This window comes from Pseudomonas juntendi, from assembly GCF_009932375.1.
Classification (GTDB): domain Bacteria; phylum Pseudomonadota; class Gammaproteobacteria; order Pseudomonadales; family Pseudomonadaceae; genus Aquipseudomonas; species Aquipseudomonas juntendi.
On record NZ_BLJG01000028.1, the window covers coordinates 1 to 19992 of the forward strand.

A 19992-nucleotide genomic window follows, 5' to 3' on the forward strand; every position below is an offset into this window, starting at 1 on the left:
CGCCTCCCCGGCGAGGATCAACCATGAACCCAATCGCCCTGCAGGCCTTGCAAGACGCAAGGCGACGGCTTGTGAAGGCCTTGCCCGAGCCGTCGCGTAGATTTTGGACCGACGCGGAGGTGGCCAGGCTCCGGGCGCTGTACCCCGACACCCCAATGCCGGACCTGGTCCGCACATTCAATCGCCCCGACCACGCCATATACAACAAGGCTCATGCCTTGGGGCTTGCTCGAAGCGCCGAGTATCTCGCCAGCGAGCATGCATGCCGCCTGCGGCGGGAGGACAGCCCCGGGCGCGAGTACCGGTTCAAGCCTGGCCAAGACCCATGGAACAAGGGGTTGAAGGGCCTTCAGATAGGTGGCGAGGCTACTCAGTTCCGAAAGGGGAATAGGCCTCACACCTGGCTTCCAGTGGGCACAGAGCGGGTCACCGAGGACGGGATACGGCAGCGGAAGGTTTGCGATGACGGACCTTCGTATCGCCGGTGGAAGTCGGTGCACTCGCTGCTTTGGGAGGAGGCCCACGGCGAGATCCCGCCAGGCCACCTGGTGGTGTTCAAGGATCGCAACCCACAACACATCGAGCTCGACAACCTTGAGCTGGTGACCCGCGCAGAGAACATGCGCCGGAACACCATCCATCGCTACCCGCCCGAGCTCAAGTCAACCATCCGCCAACTCAGCAAGCTCAAGAGAGCGATCAGCGAGGCCGCCAGTGAAAAACAAGATGACCGATCTGCGTAACCACCTGTTCGCCACGCTGGAGGCGCTACAGGACAAAGAAGACCCAATGGACATCGACCGCGCTAAGGCTATTGCCGATGTGGCCAAGGTGCTGGTGGATTCAGCAAAGGTTGAAGTTGCATTCATCGCCGCAACGGATGGGGAGGCCCAAAGCACTGGCTTCATCGAGTCCGAGCGTGCCCTGCCATCAGCGCATTCCCACTGAGGTATCCCATGCCCACAGAAAACCGATCCAGCAACACCGAGATGGTCAGCGTGCCCGAAGGCTACATGCTGGTAGAGCGCAGCATCTGGACAGAACAGCAGGTCGAGGCCGCCACAGCGTGCATCACTCGCCTGAAGGGCGTGCACGGCATGCGCGACCGCGACTTGGCGATGGCTGCCATAGATGCCGCCCAGTGCAAAGCGCCCGATATCGCCCTGGCCGACCTACTTCCAGCCCCGCAGCCCCACCCCGAACCCATAGCCTGGATGGTTGGTACTGCCATCTGGTGGACCAAAGAAGAGGCAGAGCGGGATGCGGAGGCGACTGGGCTGCCGATTGTTGGCCTGGGGCCGATGACCGGTGCCGATGAGGCTGAGCGGCTGCGCGATGTCGTCAAGCATTCGGATAACCAGATCATGCGGCAAAGCCTGCGGATCTCGAATCAGCGCACCCAGCTGGCCGATCGGCTTGCACTGCTGCGCGAGGCACTTGAATTCATTGACGACGGGGTTGGCCGCAGCGATGCCGAGTGGCGGTTGATCAAGAAGCTGCGTGCCGCCCTATCGCCCGACGGAGCTGCGGGCGCGTCAGATGAGCCGTACCAGGGAATGCCCGGCACGTCCTTCCAGCGCCTGAATGCACTCGCCAACCAAGGCGAATGACCGCAAGAGCACATTTGTACTCCGCCCAGCTGTAACCCCTCGCCTTTCTATTTCGAGCAGGCCGCGCGCTTGTCCGTTGCAGCCAGACCCTCGGTGGCGATTCGGCGAGCACGCCCCACGCCCCACGCTAATGCCCTGGTCATCGACTCGCCTGGACGAGAGTCGAACGCCTCTTCGTGGAGGGGAGCTCCACCCGCCGCATAAACGCCGAGGAACATCTGCGTGTTGCCCGTGCGCGACAGTCGCACTTGGACATCTATGAACGTTCCATCGTCGAGTGTTTCGTCATGAGTCCTATGGTGAAGCGTCGGGTCAGCCCAAGACCAAAAAACATCACCGCGAATTCTCATGCCGTCCCCCTTCGACTTCAGTTGTATGCATCAACCCACCATAGCCAAACCGAAGCGGTTCGCAACCGCACCTGCCTGTTTCGTGATCTGAATCAGACTATTGGCCATCACCAATGCTCCTAACCCCTCTCCCCTCTAGTCACTGCCGCGATATGGCGGCCAAGGAATCCGAATGCCCAGCGCACAAACGGCGGCACGGTGGTGCCCGGACGAATGCCCGATCACAGGCCGCAAGTTCTTCATGTGGATCGAGCATCCAGATGGCGGGATGGTGCCGACCTATGGCGGCCCCTTTGACAGCTACACGATCCCGACACGCGACGGCGACGAGGGCTTCTTCTGCGAGCGGTACGACCACGATTACGGCGGTTGGCGCGACGACGAAATCGTCGGTCTGAAGCTGATCGACGACCAAAGCGACGAATGCGAGCACGGCCAAGTCGCTGAACTGCAGGCTGAAATCGAACAGCTAAAAAAGTTGCTTGATACCCCGCATACGGCTGATTGGTTTGAAGGGGTGAAGCTGGAGGCCGGGCACCAGGTAAAGCGCTGGGGTTCTGATCAAGATGCAGGGAAAGCTCCGGCCGACTGGTTCTGGCTGATTGGGTACTTGGCGCAGAAGGCGATGATTGCGCACATGTCAGGTGATCAGGATAAGGCTCGCCACCACACGATTAGCACTGGCGCCGCCATGCTCAATTGGTTCCGCCAAGTGGTGGGCGACAGTTCTGCAATGCGTCCAGGGCTTGCTGAGGAGACCAGGCCATGACTGAAGTTCATCGTTACAGGGTCGTCAAAATGCTGTCCGAGGATGGCAACCGCATTAGCTACAACCCGCACGGCCCGGATGTCGTGATGGCTGAGGCTTACGACCAGCTTAAGGCCGAGAACGAGGCTCTGAGCAATGAGTCCGAGCGCAGAAAGCGCATGCTGCTGGACGCCTCCGTGCAGATCGGCAGCATTGGCGAAGCCCTGGGCCTGGACATGGACGCCGACGCAGACATGATGATCGGCACGGCCCGCGACCTTGTGGCTGGGATGAACCGCATCATTCAGGAGTGCCCGCTGGGCTCGCCGGGCTTCGCCATTGCCACTGAGGTGATGGGCGAACTGGGCGTGACACAGGATGCTCAGGAATGATCGCCCTAGCCTACATGGCCCACCTGATCTACAGGGGGCCGCGATGACTGGCATGAGCAAGATCTACCCGCACATGACGGAGAAGGAAGAGCAAGAGCACTTCCGGCAGCTGTTAGCCGAGGATGAGCGCCAGCGCATCGCCCAGTTCGCGCAGCTCAAGGCCGCCGATCATCACACCCACTGCCGCGATTGCGGCCGCTTCGTGGACAAGAGCCGCTGGCTGCTCAAGGCCTCGGCGTGGGCGCAGCGCGGCCAGCGCCCTCTATGCGCGCCCTGCTTCGCCGAATACGACTTCGACTACTAACCCCTCCCCCTACAACTCAAGCCCGCCGGCGTGCCGACCAGAAGTGCGTCACGGCCAGCAAAACGCCCGGTATGGCCATGCCAAGGCCGCTGTAGATGAAGGCAGGCTGGCTTGTCATCAGTCCACTGAAAGCGAACCCGACGCCAGTTGGTATCAGGGTGACTGCTGCATAGCCCCACGGCTTTCTAGTTTCCTTAGCCATATCGATCCTCCTATTGAACCCCAATTAAATCACACGAGCCCGCCGACATGCGCGGGCAGGGAGATCTATCGCGATGATCATCGACGACGTGATGACCGACAAAATCACGCTTCACGGCCTGGGTTTCGTCCAGGTTCAGCTGCAGGGCGATCAGCGCCTGCATGTGTGGCACCCCGACCTGCCGCGCCGCGCCTGCTTCGAGCACTCGGCAATCCACGATCACCGCTTCAATTTCGTCTCCCGGGTGCTGGTCGGCACGCAGATCAATCATTGCTACTGGCTGATGCATAACCCCGAAGGCGAGTTCGTGCTGTACCTCCACGAAGGCAAGCGCACCGCCGGCGGCGGACGGCCATGGACACCAGACGGCCGCGCCGACCTGGTGCACGAAACCACCTTCAAAATCGAGGCCGGCAACGATTACAACACCCAGGCGTATGAGTATCACCGCACTGAGCCGGGCGGTGACGGCCGCGTGGCCACCATCATGCAGAAGCGCGGCGAATACCCTGCCGGCGCCCACTCCACCTGCCGCTACGGCATCCAGCCTGACACCGACTTCGACCGCTACCAGTGGCCCGCAGCTCGACTCTGGGAAGTCGTGCGGGAAGTACTGCTGGCCTGACCACCAACCTGCCGCCACCGGCGGCGTGGAGACCATCCATGAACCTGATCGACTGCTACGTCACGAAGATCCTCGGCGAGCCATACCGAAAGTTCGGCGCCTGGTGGGTCGACGCCGAATACAAGGCCTATGGCCGGACCAGCAAAACCCAGCTCATGTTCCGAACCGAGGAAGCCGCGCGTGCGGCGCGGGTCGGGCACCACTTTCTAGCCTGAGGAGGCCCACATGAACACCTATTTCCTACTCATGGCCCAGTACGGCGGCCAGGCAATCATCCCGCTCGAGCGCGTGTGCCTCGACTACTTCAGCCACCTGACCCCGGAGAAGATGAAAGCCAAGGTCGCCCGGGGCGAAATCAACCTACCGCTGGTCTGCATGGAGTCGAGCCAGAAGTCGGCCCGTGGCGTTCACTTGAACGACCTGGCCTCCTATCTCGACACTCAGCACGCCAAGGCCAAGACCGAGCACGACAAGCTCATGGGTCGCGGTCTTCGACGCGTCTCCTGATCCTCTTCTGGGCCTCGATCACGGGGCCCGTTATCACCCTCTCGATCCATTCCCATCCTTTATATGGATCGCCATTCCCCCGCAGGTGCGTATAGCGCCGCATCGAGTTCCAATCCCGGTGACCGGAAACAGAGGCCACCTTCGGGATATCCCACCCCATTTCGAACAACCGGCTGACGCCGTCATGGCGCAGGTCGTGGAAGTGCAGATCGTCCACCTCAAGGAAGTTGCAGGCGCGCGTGAACGAGGCCGAGATTGACTTCGAGTTGTACGGGAAGACCTCATCAGCTACTCGCGGCATCGACCTCAGGATGCGCCAGGCTTCATCGGGCACATGGCACCACACGTCGTTGCTGTACTTCTGCCCGGGGTTCTTCATGTCGGTGATCAGCACCGACTGGTCCTTTTCATTCATCGCGTCCCAGCGAATCCTCGTGATCTCCTCTTGGCGCCGGGTCGAGAACAGCGCGAACAGCACCACCCGTAGCATGTCGATCTCCTGCTTGCGGCGGTCGCGCATCTCGTCGAAGTACTCGAGGATGCGGTCGAGCTCGTCCAGAGTTGGCCGGCGGTTGCGCTCGCGGCTTTTGCTGACGGCGCCCATCTTGCGCAGCACCTTTCGGGCGTCGGGCATTGCATGGGGATCTACCTCATAGCCCCAGGCCGGCCTGGCCACGGACAGCACTGCGCCGAGGTGAGCCAGGTCGTTGCCCACGGTCTGCGCCTGGATGCCGTCATTCTCCATCCGCCACATGGCGTACTCGACCAGTTTCTGGCTGGTCAGGTCGGCGTCGGTGACTTCGCCTAGCCATGTCTCCTTGATGGCGTTGAGAGTGGCCCGCTTGGTTTTGCCGAGGGGGCGCAGCTTTTCGTACTGGTCGAGGTAGCGATCGATCATATGCTTGACCGTCACCCCGTCCCGGTTGGCCTTGGCGATCGCGCCAGGCTCGTGCAGCTCGGCCTCGCGCTTCCTGATCCACGACTGGGCGGTAGTCTTCCGATCGAAGGTCTGGCTTTCCTGATAGACTTTCACGCCCTTGCGCATGATCCTGATCTGGGCGTCGTATGTGGTAGACCCGTCTTTCCTTTTGCGGGTGGTGATGGTGCCCATTTGCTAAATCCTCTGCTGCTCTTGCTGAAATTCAGCAACGAGCCAAGGAGAATAAGCAAAAAAGGTTGTAAACGATAGATAATGAGAGAAGCCCGAATGCACCCCGAAACACCAGAAAATCAAGCGCGCCCAATGAATACGGTAGTTAGGGGATTTTCTGTTGCACCGATGATGGACTGGACAGACCGCCATTGCCGCTTCTTCCTGCGCCTGCTGTCCAAGCAAACCTTGCTCTACACCGAAATGGTCACCACCGGCGCCCTGCTGCACAACGACGCCGACCGTTTCCTGCGCCATGACGTTTCCGAGCATCCGCTGGCCCTGCAGCTGGGCGGCAGCGTGCCTGCCGACCTGGCGGCCTGTGCCCGCCTTGCCGAGCAAGCCGGCTACGACGAGGTCAACCTCAATGTCGGCTGCCCGAGCGACCGGGTGCAGAACAACATGATCGGTGCCTGCCTGATGGCCCACCCGGCGCTGGTGGCCGATTGCGTGAAGGCCATGCGCGATGCGGTAGCCACCCCGGTGACGGTCAAGCACCGCATCGGCATCAATGGGCGCGACAGCTACGCCGAGCTGTGCGACTTCGTTGGCCAAGTGCGCGAAGCGGGCTGCCGCAGCTTTACCGTGCATGCGCGCATCGCGATTCTGGAAGGGCTTTCGCCGAAGGAAAACCGCGAGATCCCTCCGCTGCGCTACGACGTGGCAGCGCAATTGAAGGCCGACTTCCCGGACCTGGAGATTGTGCTCAACGGCGGAATCAAAACCCTCGGCGAGTGCCAGGCGCACCTGCAAACCTTCGACGGGGTGATGCTGGGGCGTGAGGCCTATCACAACCCGTACCTGCTGGCGGAGGTGGATCAGCAACTGTTCGGCAGCGAAGCTGCCGTGATCAGCCGCAGCGAGGCGTTGGCGCAGCTACGGCCGTACATCGTGGCGCACATGGAAAGTGGTGGCGCGATGCACCATGTTACCCGGCACATTCTGGGGCTGGCCCAGGGGTTCAAGGGCGCCCGGCGCTTCCGTCAGCTGCTGTCGGCGGATATTCACAAGGCGGCGCAGCCGCTGGCCGTGTTCGACCAGGCAGTGGAGCTGCTTCAGGGGCGCTGATGCGCTGTGTAGCGACAGCGGGTGCAGATGACGCCAGCACGCGCGGTGGTTTGGTGGTGTGCGGAACCTCGGGGTGGCGCCGGACTCGAATATCATCTTCACACCACCCTTCGTGGCAGGCCCGCGCCTACCGGCCCTTGAGCGGCCGTCGGGGCTCGGGTAATGTCGAGTCATTGCACAGGACAGAGCACGCCCATGACCTCCAAGCTGGAACAACTCAAGCAGTTCACCACCGTGGTCGCCGATACCGGAGACCTGGACGCCATCACCCGCCTGAAACCGGTCGATGCCACCACCAACCCGTCGCTGCTGCTCAAAGCCGCTGCCATCACCGGTTACGCGGACCTGCTCAAGCAGGTCAAGGCAGATGCCAAGGGCAATGTCGACCTGGCCTGCGACAAGTTTGCCGTGGCCGTGGGCTCGGGCATCCTCAAGGTCATTCCCGGGCGTATCTCCACCGAGGTGGATGCCCGCCTGTCATTCGACGAACCGGCCCTGCTGGCCAAGGCCCGGGCGCTGATCGACCTGTATGAAAAAGCCGGCGTCGGCCGTGACCGCGTGCTGATCAAACTGGCCTCGACCTGGGAAGGCATCCGCGCTGCCGAGAAGCTGGAAAAGGAAGGTATCCAGACCAACCTTACCCTGCTGTTCTCGTTCGCCCAGGCCCAGGCCTGTGCGGATGCCGGGGTGTTCCTGATTTCGCCGTTCGTGGGCCGGATCTACGACTGGTACAAGAAAAGCACCGGCCAGGACTACGTGGGCGCCGAAGACCCGGGTGTGCAATCGGTCACGCGCATCTACAACTACTACAAGGCCAATGGCTACGACACCGTCGTCATGGGTGCCAGCTTCCGCAACATCGGCCAGATCGAACAACTGGCGGGCTGCGATCGCCTGACCATCAGCCCTGACCTGCTCGACCAGTTGAGCAGCGACCAGGGTGAGTTGCCGCGCATGCTCAAGCCAGGCAATGCTGGCGAAGCCAAGCAGGTGCTGAACGAAAGCCAGTTCCGTTGGGCAATGAACGAAGATGCCATGGCCACCGAGAAACTGGCCGAGGGCATCCGCCAGTTTGCCCGGGACCAGGAAAAGCTGGAAAAACTGATGGCTGAAAACGCCTGAGTAGTTTCGGCCTTGCCAGACGGGCGTAAAGTGCCAAGCACCTTGCGCCCCATACCCTTCCCGAGCTGTTGATGACCGCCCCTACACTGTTGCCCCTCGTACTCGCCGGCCCGGTCCTGCGGCGCCTGGAACCCCAGCGCCTGGCTATCTGGCTGGTCGCCACCGAACCGCTGCACGCGCAATTCGTCTGCACCGCCAGCGAGGCCCAGGTCGACTGCCAGGTGGTAGCCGTAGGCAAGCAGGCCTTCATTCACTTGCTGGACATCCATTTCAACGATGCGCTGCCCTGCAACCAGTTGCTGGACTATGACCTGCTGATCAATGGCAAGGGCATCGCCGATTGGGCACCTCACCTGGTCTACCCCGGCAACCAGCGCCCCAACCTGGTGTTGCGCGAGCGCCTCGACCACCTGCTGCATGGCTCCTGCCGCAAACCGCACCACCCTGCGGCCGACGGCCTGCTGTGCGCAGACCGCCTGCTGCAGGCTTGCACAACCCCGCAAGACCGCCCCGCCGTGCTGCTGATGACCGGCGACCAGGTGTATGCCGACGACGTGGCCGGGCCGATGCTGCGTGCCATCCACAGCCTGATCGCGCGCCTGGGCCTGTTCGACGAGCAACTTGAAGGTGCGGTGGTCACCGACAGCCAGGCGCTGTACCAGCACCCGGCCAGTTACTATCACCGCGCAGACCTGCTGCCGGCACAGAAGCTCAACGAAACCCTGCGCGAGCGGTTTTTCGGTGGCAAGCGCAAACCGATCTTCTCTTCCAGCAACGCTGACAACCACCTGGTGACCTTCGCCGAAGTCATGGCCATGTACCTGCTGGTGTGGTCCCCCGTGCCGTGGCAGCTGGTCGACCTGGCCATGCCAGCCGGGCTCAGCGACCAACACCAGGCCCGTTACCAGCACGAGCTGCCGCTGGTCCGCGGGTTTGCCGAAAACCTCGGCCAAGTGGCCAGGGCCATGGCCCACCTGCCCTGCCTGATGATCTTCGACGACCACGACATCACCGACGACTGGAACCTGTCGGCACAATGGGAGCAGACCGCCTACGGCCACCCGTTTTCACGACGGATCATCGGCAATGCCCTGCTCGGCTACCTGTTGTGCCAGGCCTGGGGCAATGCCCCGGACACCTGCAAGCCGCTGCTCGACCAGTGCCAGGCACTGACCGGCGACAACCAGGACGCAGTGATCGGTGAGCTGCTGCGCTTTCAGGGCTGGCAGTTCAGCCTGCCTACCGAGCCGCCCTTGCTGGTGCTGGACACCCGTACCCGCCGCTGGCGTAGCGAAAGCAACCTGGCCAGGCCATCCGGCCTGCTGGACTGGGAAGCGTTGAGTGAACTGCAGCAGGCGCTGCTCGATCACCCATCGGCAGTCATCGTTTCACCGGCGCCGATTTTCGGCGTGAAACTGATCGAGACGGTGCAGAAGGTCTTCAGCTGGCTGGGCTACCCCTTGCTGGTCGACGCCGAAAACTGGATGGCCCACCGCGGGGCGGCGCAGGTCATCCTCAACATATTCCGCCACTCGCGCACACCCGGGCACTACGTGGTGCTGTCGGGCGATGTGCACTATTCGTTCGTCTACGAAGTGCTGATTCGCCACCGCCAACGCAGCCCACACTTGTGGCAAGTGACCAGCAGCGGCATCAAGAACGAGTTCCCCAGGCGACTGCTGGACGTGCTGGACCGCCTCAACCGCTGGCTGTACTCGCCGCGCTCGCCGCTTAACTGGTTTACCAAACGCCGGGAAATGGAGGTCGTGCCACGCACGCCCAGCCACAGCAAGGCCGGGGAACGGCTGTGGAACGGCGCGGGGCTGGGGCAGGTGTTTTTTGATCGGCAGGGGCGGCCGGTCCGCGTGTATCAGCTGGATGCGGGTGGCGCGCAGGCAACCGAGTTTATCGGGGACCCGTAGCCAGGCAGCGTGGCCAGCGCGTGGGCCAAGCTCTTGCGAAGTGGCGCCGCTACAATCGCGCACGCCCCTCAAGGCACAGTGCCTAGCTGCGCTCCAGCGCATTCACCAGGTCATGGAACGCTTCGCGGTTGGAGTCATTCAGGCCCATGAGGATCTTGTGCGCCTCCAGCACCTTGGAACGCACCACGTCTTCGTTCTGGTCCTGCGACGGCAGGTCGGTCAGGCACTCGGGGCAGGGAATTGGCCGATCGACGATATTGAACACCTGATCGAAGCCCATCGATTGCAGCAGCCGGGAGATGTCCGGATTGGTGGTCACCACCGTCGGCAGCAGGCCTACCTTCTGGCGCGACAGGATCGACAGCTTGGCCAGCAGGCCCAAGGTGGTGCTGTCGATGCTCTCGGTTTCGGTCAGGTCGATGACAATGGCCGAGAAGTTCAGCGCCGTGAAAATCTTCTCGATCGTTGCATCCAGCGCCGAACACAAGGTCAGGCGCACTTCACCGACAAATTTCAGTACAAAGGTACCGCTCTGCTCGGCGAACTGGATTCTACCGGTACTCATTGAAGGTTCCTGCTTAACACCAATAGGGCGATATCATCCGGCATCTCCCCAAGCGTAGCCAATCCAAAACGTTGACGCAGCCCATCCAGGCTACCACCTGCTGCCTTGACGATCTCCGGCAAGGCGGCTTCTTTATCTTTGAGCGTATCACCCGGCAAAAGGTCCAGAATGCCATCGGACATGAGGCTGATGCTGAATTGTGGCGGCAGTTCCACGACCAGGTCCTGGTAAGTGGCCTCGTCAAACAGCCCCACCGGCAGGCCACGGCCTTCCAGGTAGCGGGCGTTGCCTGGGGTGTACAGCACCGGCAGCGGCAAGTGGCCGCCAACGGCGTAGGTCAGCAGGCCCGAATCCTCGTCTATCACGCCACCTACCATGGTCACGTGCTTGCCCAGCTTGCTGTTGATCAGGCCGCGGTTGATGTGGCTGAGCACTTCCGATGGCTTGAACTCACGCATCTTGTTGCGCTTGAGTTCGAACATGAGGCGTGTGGTCATGAATTTCAACAGCACGGTGACAAAGGCCGACGACGCGCCGTGCCCTGAAACATCGGCAAGGTAGAAGGCGATACGCCGGTCATCGACGCGGAAGTAGTCGACGAAATCACCCGACAGGTACAGCGACGGGATGATCTGATGCTCGAAGGCGAACTCGCCGGCACCCCACGGGCTTTCCGGCAGCATGTTCATCTGCACCTGGCGGCCGGCGGTCTGGTCTTCCTGCAGCAGGTGCAGGCTGGCCTCCAGTTCGCGGTTGGCGGCTTCGAGCTTGTCGCGGTAGCGCTGGTTTTCCAGCACCAGGCGCGAGCGGTCGAGGGCGCGGCGCACCGAGTGCTCCAGTACGGCCAGGTCTTCCAGCGGCTTGATCAGGTAATCCGCAGCCCCCAGGCGCAGTGCTTCCACCGCATCACTCATGACGCCGGCACCGGACACCACGATCACCGGCACCTGCGGCGCACGCTCGCTGACCTGGCGGATGAGTTCGAGCCCGCCCATCTGCGGCATACGCAGGTCGCAGATCACGAGGTCGGGCTGGTGCTCTTCGAAGACCTGAAGCCCCTGCTGGCCATTACCGGCCTGGAGCACGCTGAAACCACTGTCTTCAAGATACGCGGCGAGGCTCGCACGGACCACGTCGTCGTCATCGATGATCAGCAGCGTTGCACTGGTATTCTGCATGTGGGCGAACGGCGCCGATTTAGGTTGGTGCAGCGGTGTCGGCAAGGCAGACGGCCAGCTACGGGAATTCTTTGTGGTCATACTCTACTTGAGTTGTAGGACAAGAACACCTGCCCGGCAACTGTCGGCAACTGTGAGAGCAACCTTGTAAGGCGCAGACGGTACTCCCATCCGCCAGGGGTTTCAAGCATGCGTGGGTCGACCTCATCGCTCTTTACAGGGCAAATCGCCGGGAGTTATAAGAAAGTCGACCAGCGCAACCCGATGGGAAGGATGCAGCATGCCCCACACGCCCTCCAGCCACAGCGAGAAACGCGATTTCATCCGCATGCGCATCGACGCCGAAGTGAGCCTGTTGCACGAAGGCCAGGTCATCGCCGCGCGCTGCCTGGACCTGTCCAGCGGCGGCATGCAGGTGCAGGCGCCAGAGCATTTTCAGGTAGGTCAGCAGCTCGAAGTGCGGATCGACTCCGACCACCCGGCCTTGAAGGGGCTGCACGCCAGCACCGAGGTGGTGTGGATCGCCGACCAGCCAGGCGGGCAGCAGAAGTTCGGCTTGAGGATACTGGCAATGCATTGAAGCGGCGCCCGAAGCCGGCAGGGGCGGCGTAGCCCGGGCGCCCCTGCACAGCATGAACGGTCAGAAGTCGTCTTCGACTTCGCCATCCTTGACCTTGAACTCGCGGTTCTGCAAGTAGGCATTACGAATGAAGATGTACTTGTCGCCTTGGATCAGCTTCTCGGCCGACAACAGGCTGGCGCGGGTGTCGATCACGTCCAGGGCGAAGATCGAGTTGCGGGTCGGCACGTGGTCTATGTATCGGTAAGGCTTGGTATAGGTGTCCGGGTACCTGGCCACGCCATCACGCACGGTGCTCGGGCCCAGCAGCGGGATGACCACGTACGGGCCACTCGGCACGCCCCAGTAGCCCAGGGTTTGGCCGAAGTCTTCGTCGCTGCGCTGCAGGCCCATCTTGGTGCCCACATCGAAGAACCCACCCAGGCCAAAGGTGGTGTTGACGATCAGCCGCGCAGTGTCCACGCCGGCTGCGTGGGGCTTGAGCTGGAGGATGTTGTTGGCCAGGTTGGTCACATCGCCCAGGTTACGGAAGATGTTGTGGATACCGTCTTCGAGAAACTGCGGGGTAACGGCCTCATAGCCCTTGGCCAACGGCTTGAGGGCATAGGTGTCGACCGTATCGTTGAAACGGAAGATCGGGCGGTTGACCGCTTCCCAGGGATCTTCCTCGGTGGCCGCCTGGGTGGCGGCCACGGGCGCCAGCAGCATGCCGGCACAGACACAGGCCTGGGTGACTCGATCGATCACACTGGCACCGATCCTACGCATAGATGTCTCTCCATCGGGTTTCTCGACCGCCAGCGCACGGGTCGCGTGGCGTTAAGGCGGCAGTATAGAGGCTTACGGGCTGTTAGACAGCTTTACACATTTTTGCTCAATATTTTGTGAACAACTGTTGCACCAGCCCCCGCTGTCACAGGGCGGTAACAATCAGCCAATAGCCTGCGGCGTATTTGGGGACGCCGCCATGCACGCTACACCCGCCCTCACCGCTGTGCTGTTCGGCCTGCGCGGTTGCCTGGTACAGATTGCCAACGACGCACCCGCACCGGCCCCCGGCGCGCTGGCCATCCTCGCCAACCTGCATCAGCGCCACGTCCCCTGTATCTGGCTGGATGAGATCGCCGACCCGCCGAGCCAGCGCATGGCCCAGGTGCTGCCTGACTGGCTACCGGGGTTTACGGTGACCGACCCGGGCTTGCCAGCACCCAATGCCTGCTGGCAAGCACTGATGCAGCTGGGCAGCCAACGCCTGGCAGGCTGTGTACTGGTCAGCGGCGACCCGCGGTTGCTGCAGGCGGGGCTCAACGCCGGGCTGTGGACGATCGGCCTGGCTGCCTGCAGCCCACTGTGCGAACCCGGTTCCGCCCAATGGCAAGCGCTACCCCCTGCGGAGCAGGACCTGGCGCGCGGCAAGGCGACCCTGGCGTTGTTCAGCCTGGGCGTGCATTCGGTGATCGACCACCTGGAAGCGCTGGATACCTGCCTGCACGACATCGCGCAGCGCCGGGCCAAAGGTGAAAAACCCTGATACAGCCATGTTGACGCGGATCATGCAAAGCGCCGGCAGGTGGATTACGCTGAAAGCAGGCCAGAACCTTTGCCGCTTCGCTGAGGTCCATGGCTAGCCAAGCCATTGATGGAGAAAAGCCAATGCCTGCCCGCGAATTGCAAGAGCGCCTGAACACCTTGCGCGAGCAACTGGACCGTAACGTACCGCTCTCGGAAGAAGAGCTGGCCGCACTGCACGAAGAAGCGCGCCAGATCGAGGCACAGCTGAAACTGGAGGAAGCCACCCCGGACAACAACCTGGTGGACGGCGTGAACCTGGCGATCGAACGCTTCGAGGCCGAACACCCCGACCTTACCGCCACCCTGCGCAGCATTGCCAACTCGTTGCACAGCATGGGGATCTGACACCACGAAGGGGTGCATTGCACCCCTCCTGCGTTCCCAGCCCTTACTGGCGAACCAGCCGCTGGTTATCCGGGCTGATAGCATCGGTACTGCGGTACGGGTTGATATCCAGCCCCCCGCGGCGCACATACCGTGCATACACGGTCAGGTGCTCCGGCTGCAGCAAGTGCTTCAAGTCCAGGTAGATGCGCTCCACACACTGCTCGTGGAAGTCGGCATGCTGGCGGAAGCTGATCAGGTAGGTCAGCAAGCTGGCGTGGTCAAGCGCCCTGCCCTTGTACTCGACGACCACGCTACCCCAATCCGGCTGCCCGGTAACCGGGCAGTTGGACTTGAGCAGGTGGCTGTGTACGGTTTCTTCAACCACCCGCTCAGGGCTGCAGCGCAACAGCTCTGGCTGCGGCTGTGCGTAGTTGCTGATGGCAACGTCCAACGCATCGATGCACAGGCCGGGCAACGCCACCACCCCCTGGGCCTCGACCTCTGCCAACGTGCGCACCTTCACCCCAACCGGCTTGCCCGCTGCTGCCGACAGGTCCTTCGCCAGGCATGCCTGCAGCTCGTCGAGGGTGGCGAAGACTGTCTGGTTCAGCGAGTTGAGGTACAGCTTGAACGACTTGGACTCGATGATGTTGGGCGAATCGGCCGGAATGGCGAACTCACCAATCGCCACCACGGGCTTGCCAGAAGGCAGCAGCCAGCTCAGCTCAAAGCAGTTCCAGTAATCCACACCGTGCCAAGGCAAGGTCTGGGCGGTAACACCCAGCTCGGCCCACTTGGCCGTACGCGGGATCGGGAACAGTTGCTCCGGGGAGTAGGTAGCGACGTATTCGCTGGCTTTGCCCAGCGGGGAGTGTTCGGCAGCGGGATGCATGTAAACTGACCTGGAGGTTCGGAATTGCCCCTAGTCTACCGGTTTTGCACCCCGCCTTGCAGGCCCCGTCACTCGATGGTCAGTGCCCCGACCATACCGGCCTGGTAGTGCCCCGGCACATTACAGGCGAACTCGATAGGCGCCGACTTGCGGAAGGTCCAGGTCAGTTCGGCGCGCTGGCCAGGCATCACCAGCACCGTGTTGCCGCCGCCGTGCGCGTGCCCACCGCCGTGATCGTTCATCTGTTCATGGCCCATCATTTGCCCAGGGGCCATCGCCTGGCCATGGTCCATGCCCTGGTGGTTCATGCCCTCATTGAACAACTTGCCTTGCATGGCAAGCATTTCTTTCTGGTGTTCGGCGTGCATGGCCTTGTCGCCCAGGTTGAATTCGTGTGGCAGCTTGCCTTCATTCACGAGCACGAAACGTACGGTTTCGCCAGCTTTTACCTGCAGGCTCTTGGGCTCGAAGGCGATGTCCTTGAGTACCACCTCTACAGTGCGGGTGGCCTTGGCCGCCGGGGCTGGCTCGCCGAAGGCAAAGGTGCCGGCCTGGCCGGCTAGGGCCGGCAGGCTGGCCATGGCAAGGGTGGCGGCGAGGAACAGGCGTTTCATGATGACTCCGGGAATACACGACAGGGTGCAGCCACATTAGTCACCGGTGACTGGCAACTGGCTGACAGCAAGATTACAACTTTGTCAGGTTGGGCATGCAGACACATCGTCACGTATCATTTCAGCCACCCCTGCGGCTTACGCACGGGGCGCGCCCGTTTCCAGCGCCACCGCAAGCCAGCTGAAACCTTGGTACCCCTATGAAACTGCTGATCGTCGAAGACCAGGCCCGTACCGGCCAGTACTTGCGCCAGGGCCTGAACGAGGCCGGCTTCGCCACCGAACTGGCCAGCGACGGGGAGACCGGCCAGTTCCTGGCCCTGAGCGGCGACCACGACCTGCTGATCCTGGATGTGATGCTGCCCGGTCGCGACGGTTGGCAGATCCTCCAGGCCGTGCGCCAGGCCGGTCGGGATACGCCTGTGCTGTTCCTGACCGCGCGCGATGCCGTCGAGGACCGGGTACATGGCCTGGAGCTGGGCGCAGACGATTACCTGGTCAAACCGTTCGCCTTTTCCGAACTGCTGGCGCGGGTGCGCAGCCTGCTGCGGCGTGGCGCCAGCCCGAGCCAGGACACCACCCTGAGCCTGGCCGACCTGCGCCTGGACCTGATCCGCCGCCGCGCCGAACGCGCAGGCAGCCGTATCGACCTGACCGCCAAGGAATTTTCCCTGCTGGAACTGTTGCTGCGCCGGCAGGGCGAAGTGCTGCCCAAGTCGCTGATTGCCTCACAGGTGTGGGACATGAACTTCGACAGCGACACCAATGTGATCGAAGTGGCAATCCGCCGCCTGCGCCTGAAAATCGACGACCCGCACCCCAACAAGCTGATCCACACCGTGCGCGGCATGGGCTATGTACTCGAAGAGCGGCCAGCGTGATGCGCCGGGTATCCCTCGGTAGCCGCCTGGCGCTGCTGTTCGCCGCCTGCACCGCCGCGGTTTCGCTGGGCGCCGGCCTGTTGTTCAACCGGGCCAGTGAGCAGCACTTCATCGAACTGGATCAACAACTACTCGCCTCACGGCTGTCGCTGCTGCGCACGCAACTGGCCGGCATCCATAACGCCGAAGCGCTGAAGGCGCGCCTGCCCACCCTGCGCGAAGCGCTGAGCCATCAAGCCGACCTGGCCTTGCGCATCAGCGGCGCCGACGGCACGCCCTGGTTCGCCAGCCGCAGCGGCCTGCCGCCGGCAGTGCTGCCGACCGGGCTGGGCACCCAGCATGCCCAAGGGGCGGACTACCGCAGCCTGACCGCGCCCTTGGCGCCGGGCAGCAACGCATCGCCACAACTGGCGTTGTACCTTGATATCACGCACCACCAGCATTTCCTGCAAGGCATGCAGCGCCTGATCTGGCTGACCGTCGGCCTGTCGGCGCTGGCCACCGCGCTGCTGGGCGCCTGGGCGGCCCGCAGCGGTCTGCGGCCGTTGCGGCAAATGGGCCAGGTGGCCGCTGGGGTGTCGGCTCGCTCGCTCACCACCCGCCTGCCAGTGGCCCAGATGCCCGAAGAACTGGCCGAGCTGGCCAGCACCATGAACGCCATGCTGCAGCGCCTGGACGATGCGTTCCAGCGCCTGTCGGCGTTCTCCGCCGACATCGCCCACGAGCTTCGCACACCGCTGTCCAACCTGCTGACCCACACCCAGGTCACCCTCACCCGCCCGCGCAGCCTGGAAGAATACCGCGAGGCCCTGCATGGCAACCTGGAGGAGCTGCAATGGATGGCGCAGATGATCAATGACATGCTGTTCCTCGCCAAGGCCGACCATGGGCTGCTCGTGCCTGGGCAAGCGCCACTGGCACTGCATGAGGAAGTGGATGCGCTGCTGGAATACTACGCACCGCTGGCCGAAGACGGCGACGTGCAGATGCTGCGCGAAGGTGAGGCCATGCTGCACGGCGACCGGCACATGCTGCGCCGGGCCCTGTCCAACCTGCTGGATAACGCCCTGCGCTTTACCCCGGCAGGCGGGCAGATACGGGTGGCCCTGGCAGCGGGGCCCAGCATCAGCGTGGCCAATACCGGCGCGGCCATCGAGCCCGCGGCCCTGCCACGGCTGTTCGACCGCTTCTACCGGGTACACCCGGCACGCCGTGAAGGCAGTAGCGAGCATGCCGGCCTGGGGCTGGCGATTACCCGGTCGATCGTGCAGGCCCATGGCGGCTGCATTCGCGCGGAGTGCGCGCAGGGGTGGACGCGCTTCGTGATCGAATTCACTGAAGGCCGGTGAAATAGGCTGCCTTGCAGCCCGCTGCGCAAGCCTTCAGCTGTGGCTCAAACCGCCAGGCCAATGGCCGGCTGCACCTGCGAAGCCCGGTAAGCCGGGTAGATGGTTGCCAGGAAGCTCATCACCAGGCCGGCGGTGCAGATCATCAGCACATCGCTCCCCTCCAGCTGCGACGGCAAACTGCTGACGAAGTACACATCCGAGGTGAAGATGTGCTGCCCGCTCACCCGCTCCAGCCAGCCGACGATCTGGCTGACGTTCAGCGCGGCAATCACGCCCAGCACCCCGCCAATCAGCGTGCCGACAATACCGATCAGGCTGCCCTGGACCATGAACGTACCCATGATCTGCGCTGGCGTGGCGCCCAGGGTGCGCAAAATGGCGATGTCCGGGCCTTTGTCGTTCACCACCATCACCAGGGTGGCGATGATGTTGAACGCCGCCACTGCAATGATCATCATCAGCAACAGGCCGATCATGGTCTTTTCCATCTTCATTGCACTGAACAGGCTGCCCTGGGTGTGCGACCAGTCATCGGCACGGTAGCCATCGCCCAGCCCGGCGGCGATGGCCTTGGACACCTGCGGCGCGGCGTACAGGTCGTGCAGCTTCAGGCGCACGCCTTGCACCTGGCCCGGCGCCCAGCGCTGCATCTGGCCAGCATCGGCCATATGGATATAGGCCTGGGAGCCATCCAGTTCGGCGCCGACCTTGAAGATGCCGACCACGGTCAGGCGCTGCATGCGCGGGGTGATACCGCCCGGCTCCTTGCTGATTTCAGGCACGATCAAGGTCAGCTTGTCGCCGGTATTCAGGCGGAAACGGCGGGCCGTGAGCTCACCGATGACCACGCCGAACTCACCGGGCTGCAGGTCCTGCAAGCGGCCCTGGACGATGTGCTGGCCGACGATGGAGACCTTGCTCTCCTCGGCCGGGTCGATACCGCTCACCTGAATCGGCTGCATCGCGCCCTTGTACGAGAGCATGCCTTCCATTTCGGTAATGGGCGCGGCGGCCATCACTGCCGGGTTCTGCAGCGCCGCATCGGCAACCTTGTGCCAGTCGTCCAGTGGCTGCACCCCGAGGATGGCGGCATGCGGCACCAGGCCCAGGATGCGCGAGCTCATTTCGCGCTGGAAGCCGTTCATCACCGACAGCACCACGATCATCGCCAGCACGCCCAGCGACAGGCCGATCATCGAGGTCATGGAGATGAACGAGATGAAGTGGTTGCGGCGCTTGGCTCGGGTGTAGCGCGCGCCGATGAAAATGGGCAAGGGTCTGAACATGTACGAAATCACCCAATGAAAACAGGAAAACGGGGCAACGCCTGTTGCCCCGTACAGTCGCTCAGATTGCCACCAGGTGGCCGTCGTCGAGCTTCAATACACGGTCCATCTGGCGCGCCAGGCTGAGGTCGTGCGTTACCACCAGGAACGCTGTGCGCGAAGCACTGGACAGCTCCTGCATCAACTCCTGAATGCCTTGGGCAGTATGGTGGTCGAGGTTGCCGGTAGGCTCGTCGAGCATCACCAGGCCAGGGCGGTTGACCAGGGCCCGGGCAATGGCCACACGCTGGCGCTCGCCACCCGACAGCTCGGCCGGCTTGTGGTTGAGGCGGTGGCCCAGGCCTACGCGCTTGAGCAGTGCTTCGGCCCGCTCACGGGCCTCGGGGATGGGCGTGCGGCCGATCAGCAATGGCATGCACACGTTTTCGATGGCGGTGAATTCCGGCAGCAAGTGGTGAAACTGGTAGACGAAGCCCAGTTCACGGTTGCGCAGCAGGCCGCGGGCACGCTCACCCAGCGCCGACAGCTCTTCGCCCGCCAGCCAGACGCTGCCCTGGGTGGGCCGGTCAAGGCCGCCCAACAGGTTCAGCAAGGTGCTCTTGCCAGAGCCCGAGCTGCCGACGATGGCAATGCGCTCACCGGCGTGCAGCTCCAGGTTGAGGCCGGACAGCACCTGTACCGACTCCGGGCCCTCGTCGTAGGACTTGCCCAGGTTGCGGCAACTCAGAACGGCTTTATCACTCATGCG

The 19992-nt window shown here is 62.9% G+C and carries 26 protein-coding genes; 17 read left to right on the plus strand and 9 right to left on the minus strand.

Annotated features, from left to right (window positions below; all coding sequences use genetic code 11):
* The first annotated feature begins 23 nt into the window (after positions 1-23).
* Genes GYA94_RS03600 through GYA94_RS28055 form a run of 3 tightly spaced genes read left to right on the plus strand, consistent with a single transcriptional unit; the run spans position 24 to position 1610 of the window.
* Entirely contained in the window at positions 24-743 is a 720-nt protein-coding gene (locus tag GYA94_RS03600; protein WP_161891801.1) for an HNH endonuclease signature motif containing protein, read from the plus strand.
* The gene (locus GYA94_RS03605) at positions 715-948 is read left to right on the plus strand and encodes a hypothetical protein (RefSeq protein WP_236232136.1); all 234 of its coding nucleotides are present in this window, start codon (positions 715-717) and stop codon (positions 946-948) included. Before GYA94_RS03600 ends, GYA94_RS03605 begins: the two co-directional genes overlap by 29 nt.
* A gap of 8 nt (positions 949-956) precedes the next feature.
* Positions 957-1610, plus strand: a complete 654-nt coding sequence (locus tag GYA94_RS28055) for a hypothetical protein (protein ID WP_237144674.1) — start codon at positions 957-959, stop codon at positions 1608-1610.
* Between the two features lie 47 nt (positions 1611-1657).
* On the opposite strand, the gene GYA94_RS28060 is transcribed toward GYA94_RS28055, so the two are convergent.
* Positions 1658-1960, minus strand: a complete 303-nt coding sequence (locus GYA94_RS28060) for a hypothetical protein (RefSeq protein WP_167524210.1) — start codon at positions 1958-1960, stop codon at positions 1658-1660.
* A gap of 172 nt (positions 1961-2132) precedes the next feature.
* Between GYA94_RS28060 and GYA94_RS27880 the strand changes: the two genes are divergently transcribed.
* From GYA94_RS27880 to GYA94_RS03635, 6 genes are all read left to right on the plus strand, one after another.
* Positions 2133-2729, plus strand: a complete 597-nt coding sequence (locus GYA94_RS27880; protein ID WP_054882110.1) for a hypothetical protein — start codon at positions 2133-2135, stop codon at positions 2727-2729.
* Positions 2726-3100, plus strand: coding sequence for a hypothetical protein (locus GYA94_RS03620; RefSeq protein ID WP_161891803.1), 375 nt, complete (start codon positions 2726-2728; stop codon positions 3098-3100). Before GYA94_RS27880 ends, GYA94_RS03620 begins: the two co-directional genes overlap by 4 nt.
* Positions 3101-3152: 52 nt before the next feature.
* Positions 3153-3404 (plus strand): hypothetical protein, encoded by a 252-nt coding sequence (locus tag GYA94_RS03625; protein ID WP_161891804.1) that lies wholly within the window; start codon positions 3153-3155, stop codon positions 3402-3404.
* Between the two features lie 275 nt (positions 3405-3679).
* Complete coding sequence (locus GYA94_RS03630; protein ID WP_161891805.1) at positions 3680-4231, plus strand: hypothetical protein; 552 nt, start codon at positions 3680-3682, stop codon at positions 4229-4231.
* Positions 4232-4269: 38 nt separating this feature from the next.
* Positions 4270-4446 (plus strand): hypothetical protein, encoded by a 177-nt coding sequence (locus GYA94_RS27595; RefSeq protein WP_167524211.1) that lies wholly within the window; start codon positions 4270-4272, stop codon positions 4444-4446.
* 10 nt (positions 4447-4456) lie between these two features.
* Positions 4457-4738 carry a pyocin activator PrtN family protein gene (locus GYA94_RS03635; protein WP_161891806.1) on the plus strand — a complete coding sequence of 94 codons (282 nt, stop codon included), beginning with the start codon at positions 4457-4459 and terminating at the stop codon, positions 4736-4738.
* Here the strand turns inward: GYA94_RS03635 and GYA94_RS03640 are convergent.
* Positions 4707-5849 (minus strand): site-specific integrase, encoded by a 1143-nt coding sequence (locus tag GYA94_RS03640; protein WP_161891807.1) that lies wholly within the window; start codon positions 5847-5849, stop codon positions 4707-4709. The genes GYA94_RS03635 and GYA94_RS03640 overlap by 32 nt on opposite strands.
* A gap of 96 nt (positions 5850-5945) precedes the next feature.
* Between GYA94_RS03640 and dusA the strand changes: the two genes are divergently transcribed.
* The 3 genes from dusA (at position 5946) to GYA94_RS03655 (ending at position 10000) form a co-directional block, all read left to right on the plus strand.
* Positions 5946-6956, plus strand: a complete 1011-nt coding sequence (dusA, locus tag GYA94_RS03645; RefSeq protein ID WP_438826226.1) for a tRNA dihydrouridine(20/20a) synthase DusA — start codon at positions 5946-5948, stop codon at positions 6954-6956.
* 195 nt (positions 6957-7151) lie between these two features.
* The gene (tal, locus tag GYA94_RS03650; RefSeq protein ID WP_054904173.1) at positions 7152-8078 is read left to right on the plus strand and encodes a transaldolase; all 927 of its coding nucleotides are present in this window, start codon (positions 7152-7154) and stop codon (positions 8076-8078) included.
* Between the two features lie 71 nt (positions 8079-8149).
* Positions 8150-10000 (plus strand): alkaline phosphatase D family protein, encoded by a 1851-nt coding sequence (locus GYA94_RS03655; RefSeq protein ID WP_161891809.1) that lies wholly within the window; start codon positions 8150-8152, stop codon positions 9998-10000.
* A gap of 82 nt (positions 10001-10082) precedes the next feature.
* Here the strand turns inward: GYA94_RS03655 and rssC are convergent, their stop codons facing one another.
* On the minus strand, positions 10083-10565 hold the full coding sequence (rssC, locus tag GYA94_RS03660; RefSeq protein WP_009686305.1) for an anti-sigma factor antagonist RssC: 483 nt from the start codon (positions 10563-10565) through the stop codon (positions 10083-10085).
* Positions 10562-11743, minus strand: a complete 1182-nt coding sequence (gene rssB / locus GYA94_RS03665; protein WP_054911660.1) for a two-component system response regulator RssB — start codon at positions 11741-11743, stop codon at positions 10562-10564. The genes rssC and rssB overlap by 4 nt, the downstream gene beginning before the upstream one ends.
* Before the next feature lie 280 nt (positions 11744-12023).
* Between rssB and GYA94_RS03670 the strand changes: the two genes are divergently transcribed.
* The gene (locus GYA94_RS03670; RefSeq protein ID WP_009686303.1) at positions 12024-12323 is read left to right on the plus strand and encodes a PilZ domain-containing protein; all 300 of its coding nucleotides are present in this window, start codon (positions 12024-12026) and stop codon (positions 12321-12323) included.
* Between the two features lie 60 nt (positions 12324-12383).
* Here the strand turns inward: GYA94_RS03670 and GYA94_RS03675 are convergent, their stop codons facing one another.
* Positions 12384-13091, minus strand: a complete 708-nt coding sequence (locus GYA94_RS03675) for an MlaA family lipoprotein (protein WP_054904171.1) — start codon at positions 13089-13091, stop codon at positions 12384-12386.
* A 199-nt stretch (positions 13092-13290) separates the two neighbouring features.
* Here GYA94_RS03675 and pcrP point away from each other — a divergent pair, with 199 nt between their 5' ends.
* Both pcrP and GYA94_RS03685 read left to right on the plus strand, forming a co-directional pair.
* The gene (pcrP, locus tag GYA94_RS03680) at positions 13291-13854 is read left to right on the plus strand and encodes an HAD superfamily inactivated hydrolase PcrP (RefSeq protein ID WP_161891810.1); all 564 of its coding nucleotides are present in this window, start codon (positions 13291-13293) and stop codon (positions 13852-13854) included.
* Positions 13855-13976: 122 nt separating this feature from the next.
* Positions 13977-14240: a DUF4404 family protein gene (locus GYA94_RS03685; protein ID WP_009686300.1), complete on the plus strand. Its 264-nt coding sequence runs from the start codon at positions 13977-13979 to the stop codon at positions 14238-14240.
* A gap of 43 nt (positions 14241-14283) precedes the next feature.
* On the opposite strand, the gene queF is transcribed toward GYA94_RS03685, so the two are convergent.
* Together queF and GYA94_RS03695 are read right to left on the minus strand one after the other, a co-directional pair.
* Positions 14284-15114, minus strand: coding sequence for an NADPH-dependent 7-cyano-7-deazaguanine reductase QueF (queF, locus tag GYA94_RS03690; RefSeq protein WP_054911644.1), 831 nt, complete (start codon positions 15112-15114; stop codon positions 14284-14286).
* Positions 15115-15182: 68 nt separating this feature from the next.
* Positions 15183-15728: a cupredoxin domain-containing protein gene (locus GYA94_RS03695; RefSeq protein ID WP_161891811.1), complete on the minus strand. Its 546-nt coding sequence runs from the start codon at positions 15726-15728 to the stop codon at positions 15183-15185.
* A gap of 200 nt (positions 15729-15928) precedes the next feature.
* Between GYA94_RS03695 and cinR the strand changes: the two genes are divergently transcribed.
* Both cinR and GYA94_RS03705 read left to right on the plus strand, forming a co-directional pair.
* Positions 15929-16609 carry a two-component system response regulator CinR gene (cinR, locus tag GYA94_RS03700; RefSeq protein ID WP_009686297.1) on the plus strand — a complete coding sequence of 227 codons (681 nt, stop codon included), beginning with the start codon at positions 15929-15931 and terminating at the stop codon, positions 16607-16609.
* Positions 16606-17958: a heavy metal sensor histidine kinase gene (locus GYA94_RS03705; protein WP_161891812.1), complete on the plus strand. Its 1353-nt coding sequence runs from the start codon at positions 16606-16608 to the stop codon at positions 17956-17958. The genes cinR and GYA94_RS03705 overlap by 4 nt, the downstream gene beginning before the upstream one ends.
* Before the next feature lie 44 nt (positions 17959-18002).
* On the opposite strand, the gene GYA94_RS03710 is transcribed toward GYA94_RS03705, so the two are convergent.
* Complete coding sequence (locus GYA94_RS03710; protein ID WP_161891813.1) at positions 18003-19244, minus strand: lipoprotein-releasing ABC transporter permease subunit; 1242 nt, start codon at positions 19242-19244, stop codon at positions 18003-18005.
* A 61-nt stretch (positions 19245-19305) separates the two neighbouring features.
* Positions 19306-19989, minus strand: coding sequence for a lipoprotein-releasing ABC transporter ATP-binding protein LolD (gene lolD, locus GYA94_RS03715; protein WP_172828393.1), 684 nt, complete (start codon positions 19987-19989; stop codon positions 19306-19308).
* Positions 19990-19992: the final 3 nt, after the last annotated feature.

Excerpts from the sequence above, each read along its gene's own strand:
- GYA94_RS03600 (WP_161891801.1), top strand. The coding sequence starts at position 24 with ATGAACCCAATCGCCCTGCAGGCCTTGCAAGACGCAAGGCGACGGCTT.
- GYA94_RS28055 (WP_237144674.1), top strand. The coding sequence starts at position 957 with ATGCCCACAGAAAACCGATCCAGCAACACCGAGATGGTCAGCGTGCCC.
- GYA94_RS28060 (WP_167524210.1), bottom strand. The coding sequence starts at position 1,960 with ATGAGAATTCGCGGTGATGTTTTTTGGTCTTGGGCTGACCCGACGCTT.
- GYA94_RS27880 (WP_054882110.1), top strand. The coding sequence starts at position 2,133 with ATGCCCAGCGCACAAACGGCGGCACGGTGGTGCCCGGACGAATGCCCG.
- GYA94_RS03620 (WP_161891803.1), top strand. The coding sequence starts at position 2,726 with ATGACTGAAGTTCATCGTTACAGGGTCGTCAAAATGCTGTCCGAGGAT.
- GYA94_RS03625 (WP_161891804.1), top strand. The coding sequence starts at position 3,153 with ATGAGCAAGATCTACCCGCACATGACGGAGAAGGAAGAGCAAGAGCAC.
- GYA94_RS03630 (WP_161891805.1), top strand. The coding sequence starts at position 3,680 with ATGATCATCGACGACGTGATGACCGACAAAATCACGCTTCACGGCCTG.
- GYA94_RS27595 (WP_167524211.1), top strand. The coding sequence starts at position 4,270 with ATGAACCTGATCGACTGCTACGTCACGAAGATCCTCGGCGAGCCATAC.
- GYA94_RS03635 (WP_161891806.1), top strand. The coding sequence starts at position 4,457 with ATGAACACCTATTTCCTACTCATGGCCCAGTACGGCGGCCAGGCAATC.
- GYA94_RS03640 (WP_161891807.1), bottom strand. The coding sequence starts at position 5,849 with ATGGGCACCATCACCACCCGCAAAAGGAAAGACGGGTCTACCACATAC.
- dusA (WP_438826226.1), top strand. The coding sequence starts at position 5,946 with ATGCACCCCGAAACACCAGAAAATCAAGCGCGCCCAATGAATACGGTA.
- tal (WP_054904173.1), top strand. The coding sequence starts at position 7,152 with ATGACCTCCAAGCTGGAACAACTCAAGCAGTTCACCACCGTGGTCGCC.
- GYA94_RS03655 (WP_161891809.1), top strand. The coding sequence starts at position 8,150 with ATGACCGCCCCTACACTGTTGCCCCTCGTACTCGCCGGCCCGGTCCTG.
- rssC (WP_009686305.1), bottom strand. The coding sequence starts at position 10,565 with ATGAGTACCGGTAGAATCCAGTTCGCCGAGCAGAGCGGTACCTTTGTA.
- rssB (WP_054911660.1), bottom strand. The coding sequence starts at position 11,743 with ATGCAGAATACCAGTGCAACGCTGCTGATCATCGATGACGACGACGTG.
- GYA94_RS03670 (WP_009686303.1), top strand. The coding sequence starts at position 12,024 with ATGCCCCACACGCCCTCCAGCCACAGCGAGAAACGCGATTTCATCCGC.
- GYA94_RS03675 (WP_054904171.1), bottom strand. The coding sequence starts at position 13,091 with ATGCGTAGGATCGGTGCCAGTGTGATCGATCGAGTCACCCAGGCCTGT.
- pcrP (WP_161891810.1), top strand. The coding sequence starts at position 13,291 with ATGCACGCTACACCCGCCCTCACCGCTGTGCTGTTCGGCCTGCGCGGT.
- GYA94_RS03685 (WP_009686300.1), top strand. The coding sequence starts at position 13,977 with ATGCCTGCCCGCGAATTGCAAGAGCGCCTGAACACCTTGCGCGAGCAA.
- queF (WP_054911644.1), bottom strand. The coding sequence starts at position 15,114 with ATGCATCCCGCTGCCGAACACTCCCCGCTGGGCAAAGCCAGCGAATAC.
- GYA94_RS03695 (WP_161891811.1), bottom strand. The coding sequence starts at position 15,728 with ATGAAACGCCTGTTCCTCGCCGCCACCCTTGCCATGGCCAGCCTGCCG.
- cinR (WP_009686297.1), top strand. The coding sequence starts at position 15,929 with ATGAAACTGCTGATCGTCGAAGACCAGGCCCGTACCGGCCAGTACTTG.
- GYA94_RS03710 (WP_161891813.1), bottom strand. The coding sequence starts at position 19,244 with ATGTTCAGACCCTTGCCCATTTTCATCGGCGCGCGCTACACCCGAGCC.
- lolD (WP_172828393.1), bottom strand. The coding sequence starts at position 19,989 with ATGAGTGATAAAGCCGTTCTGAGTTGCCGCAACCTGGGCAAGTCCTAC.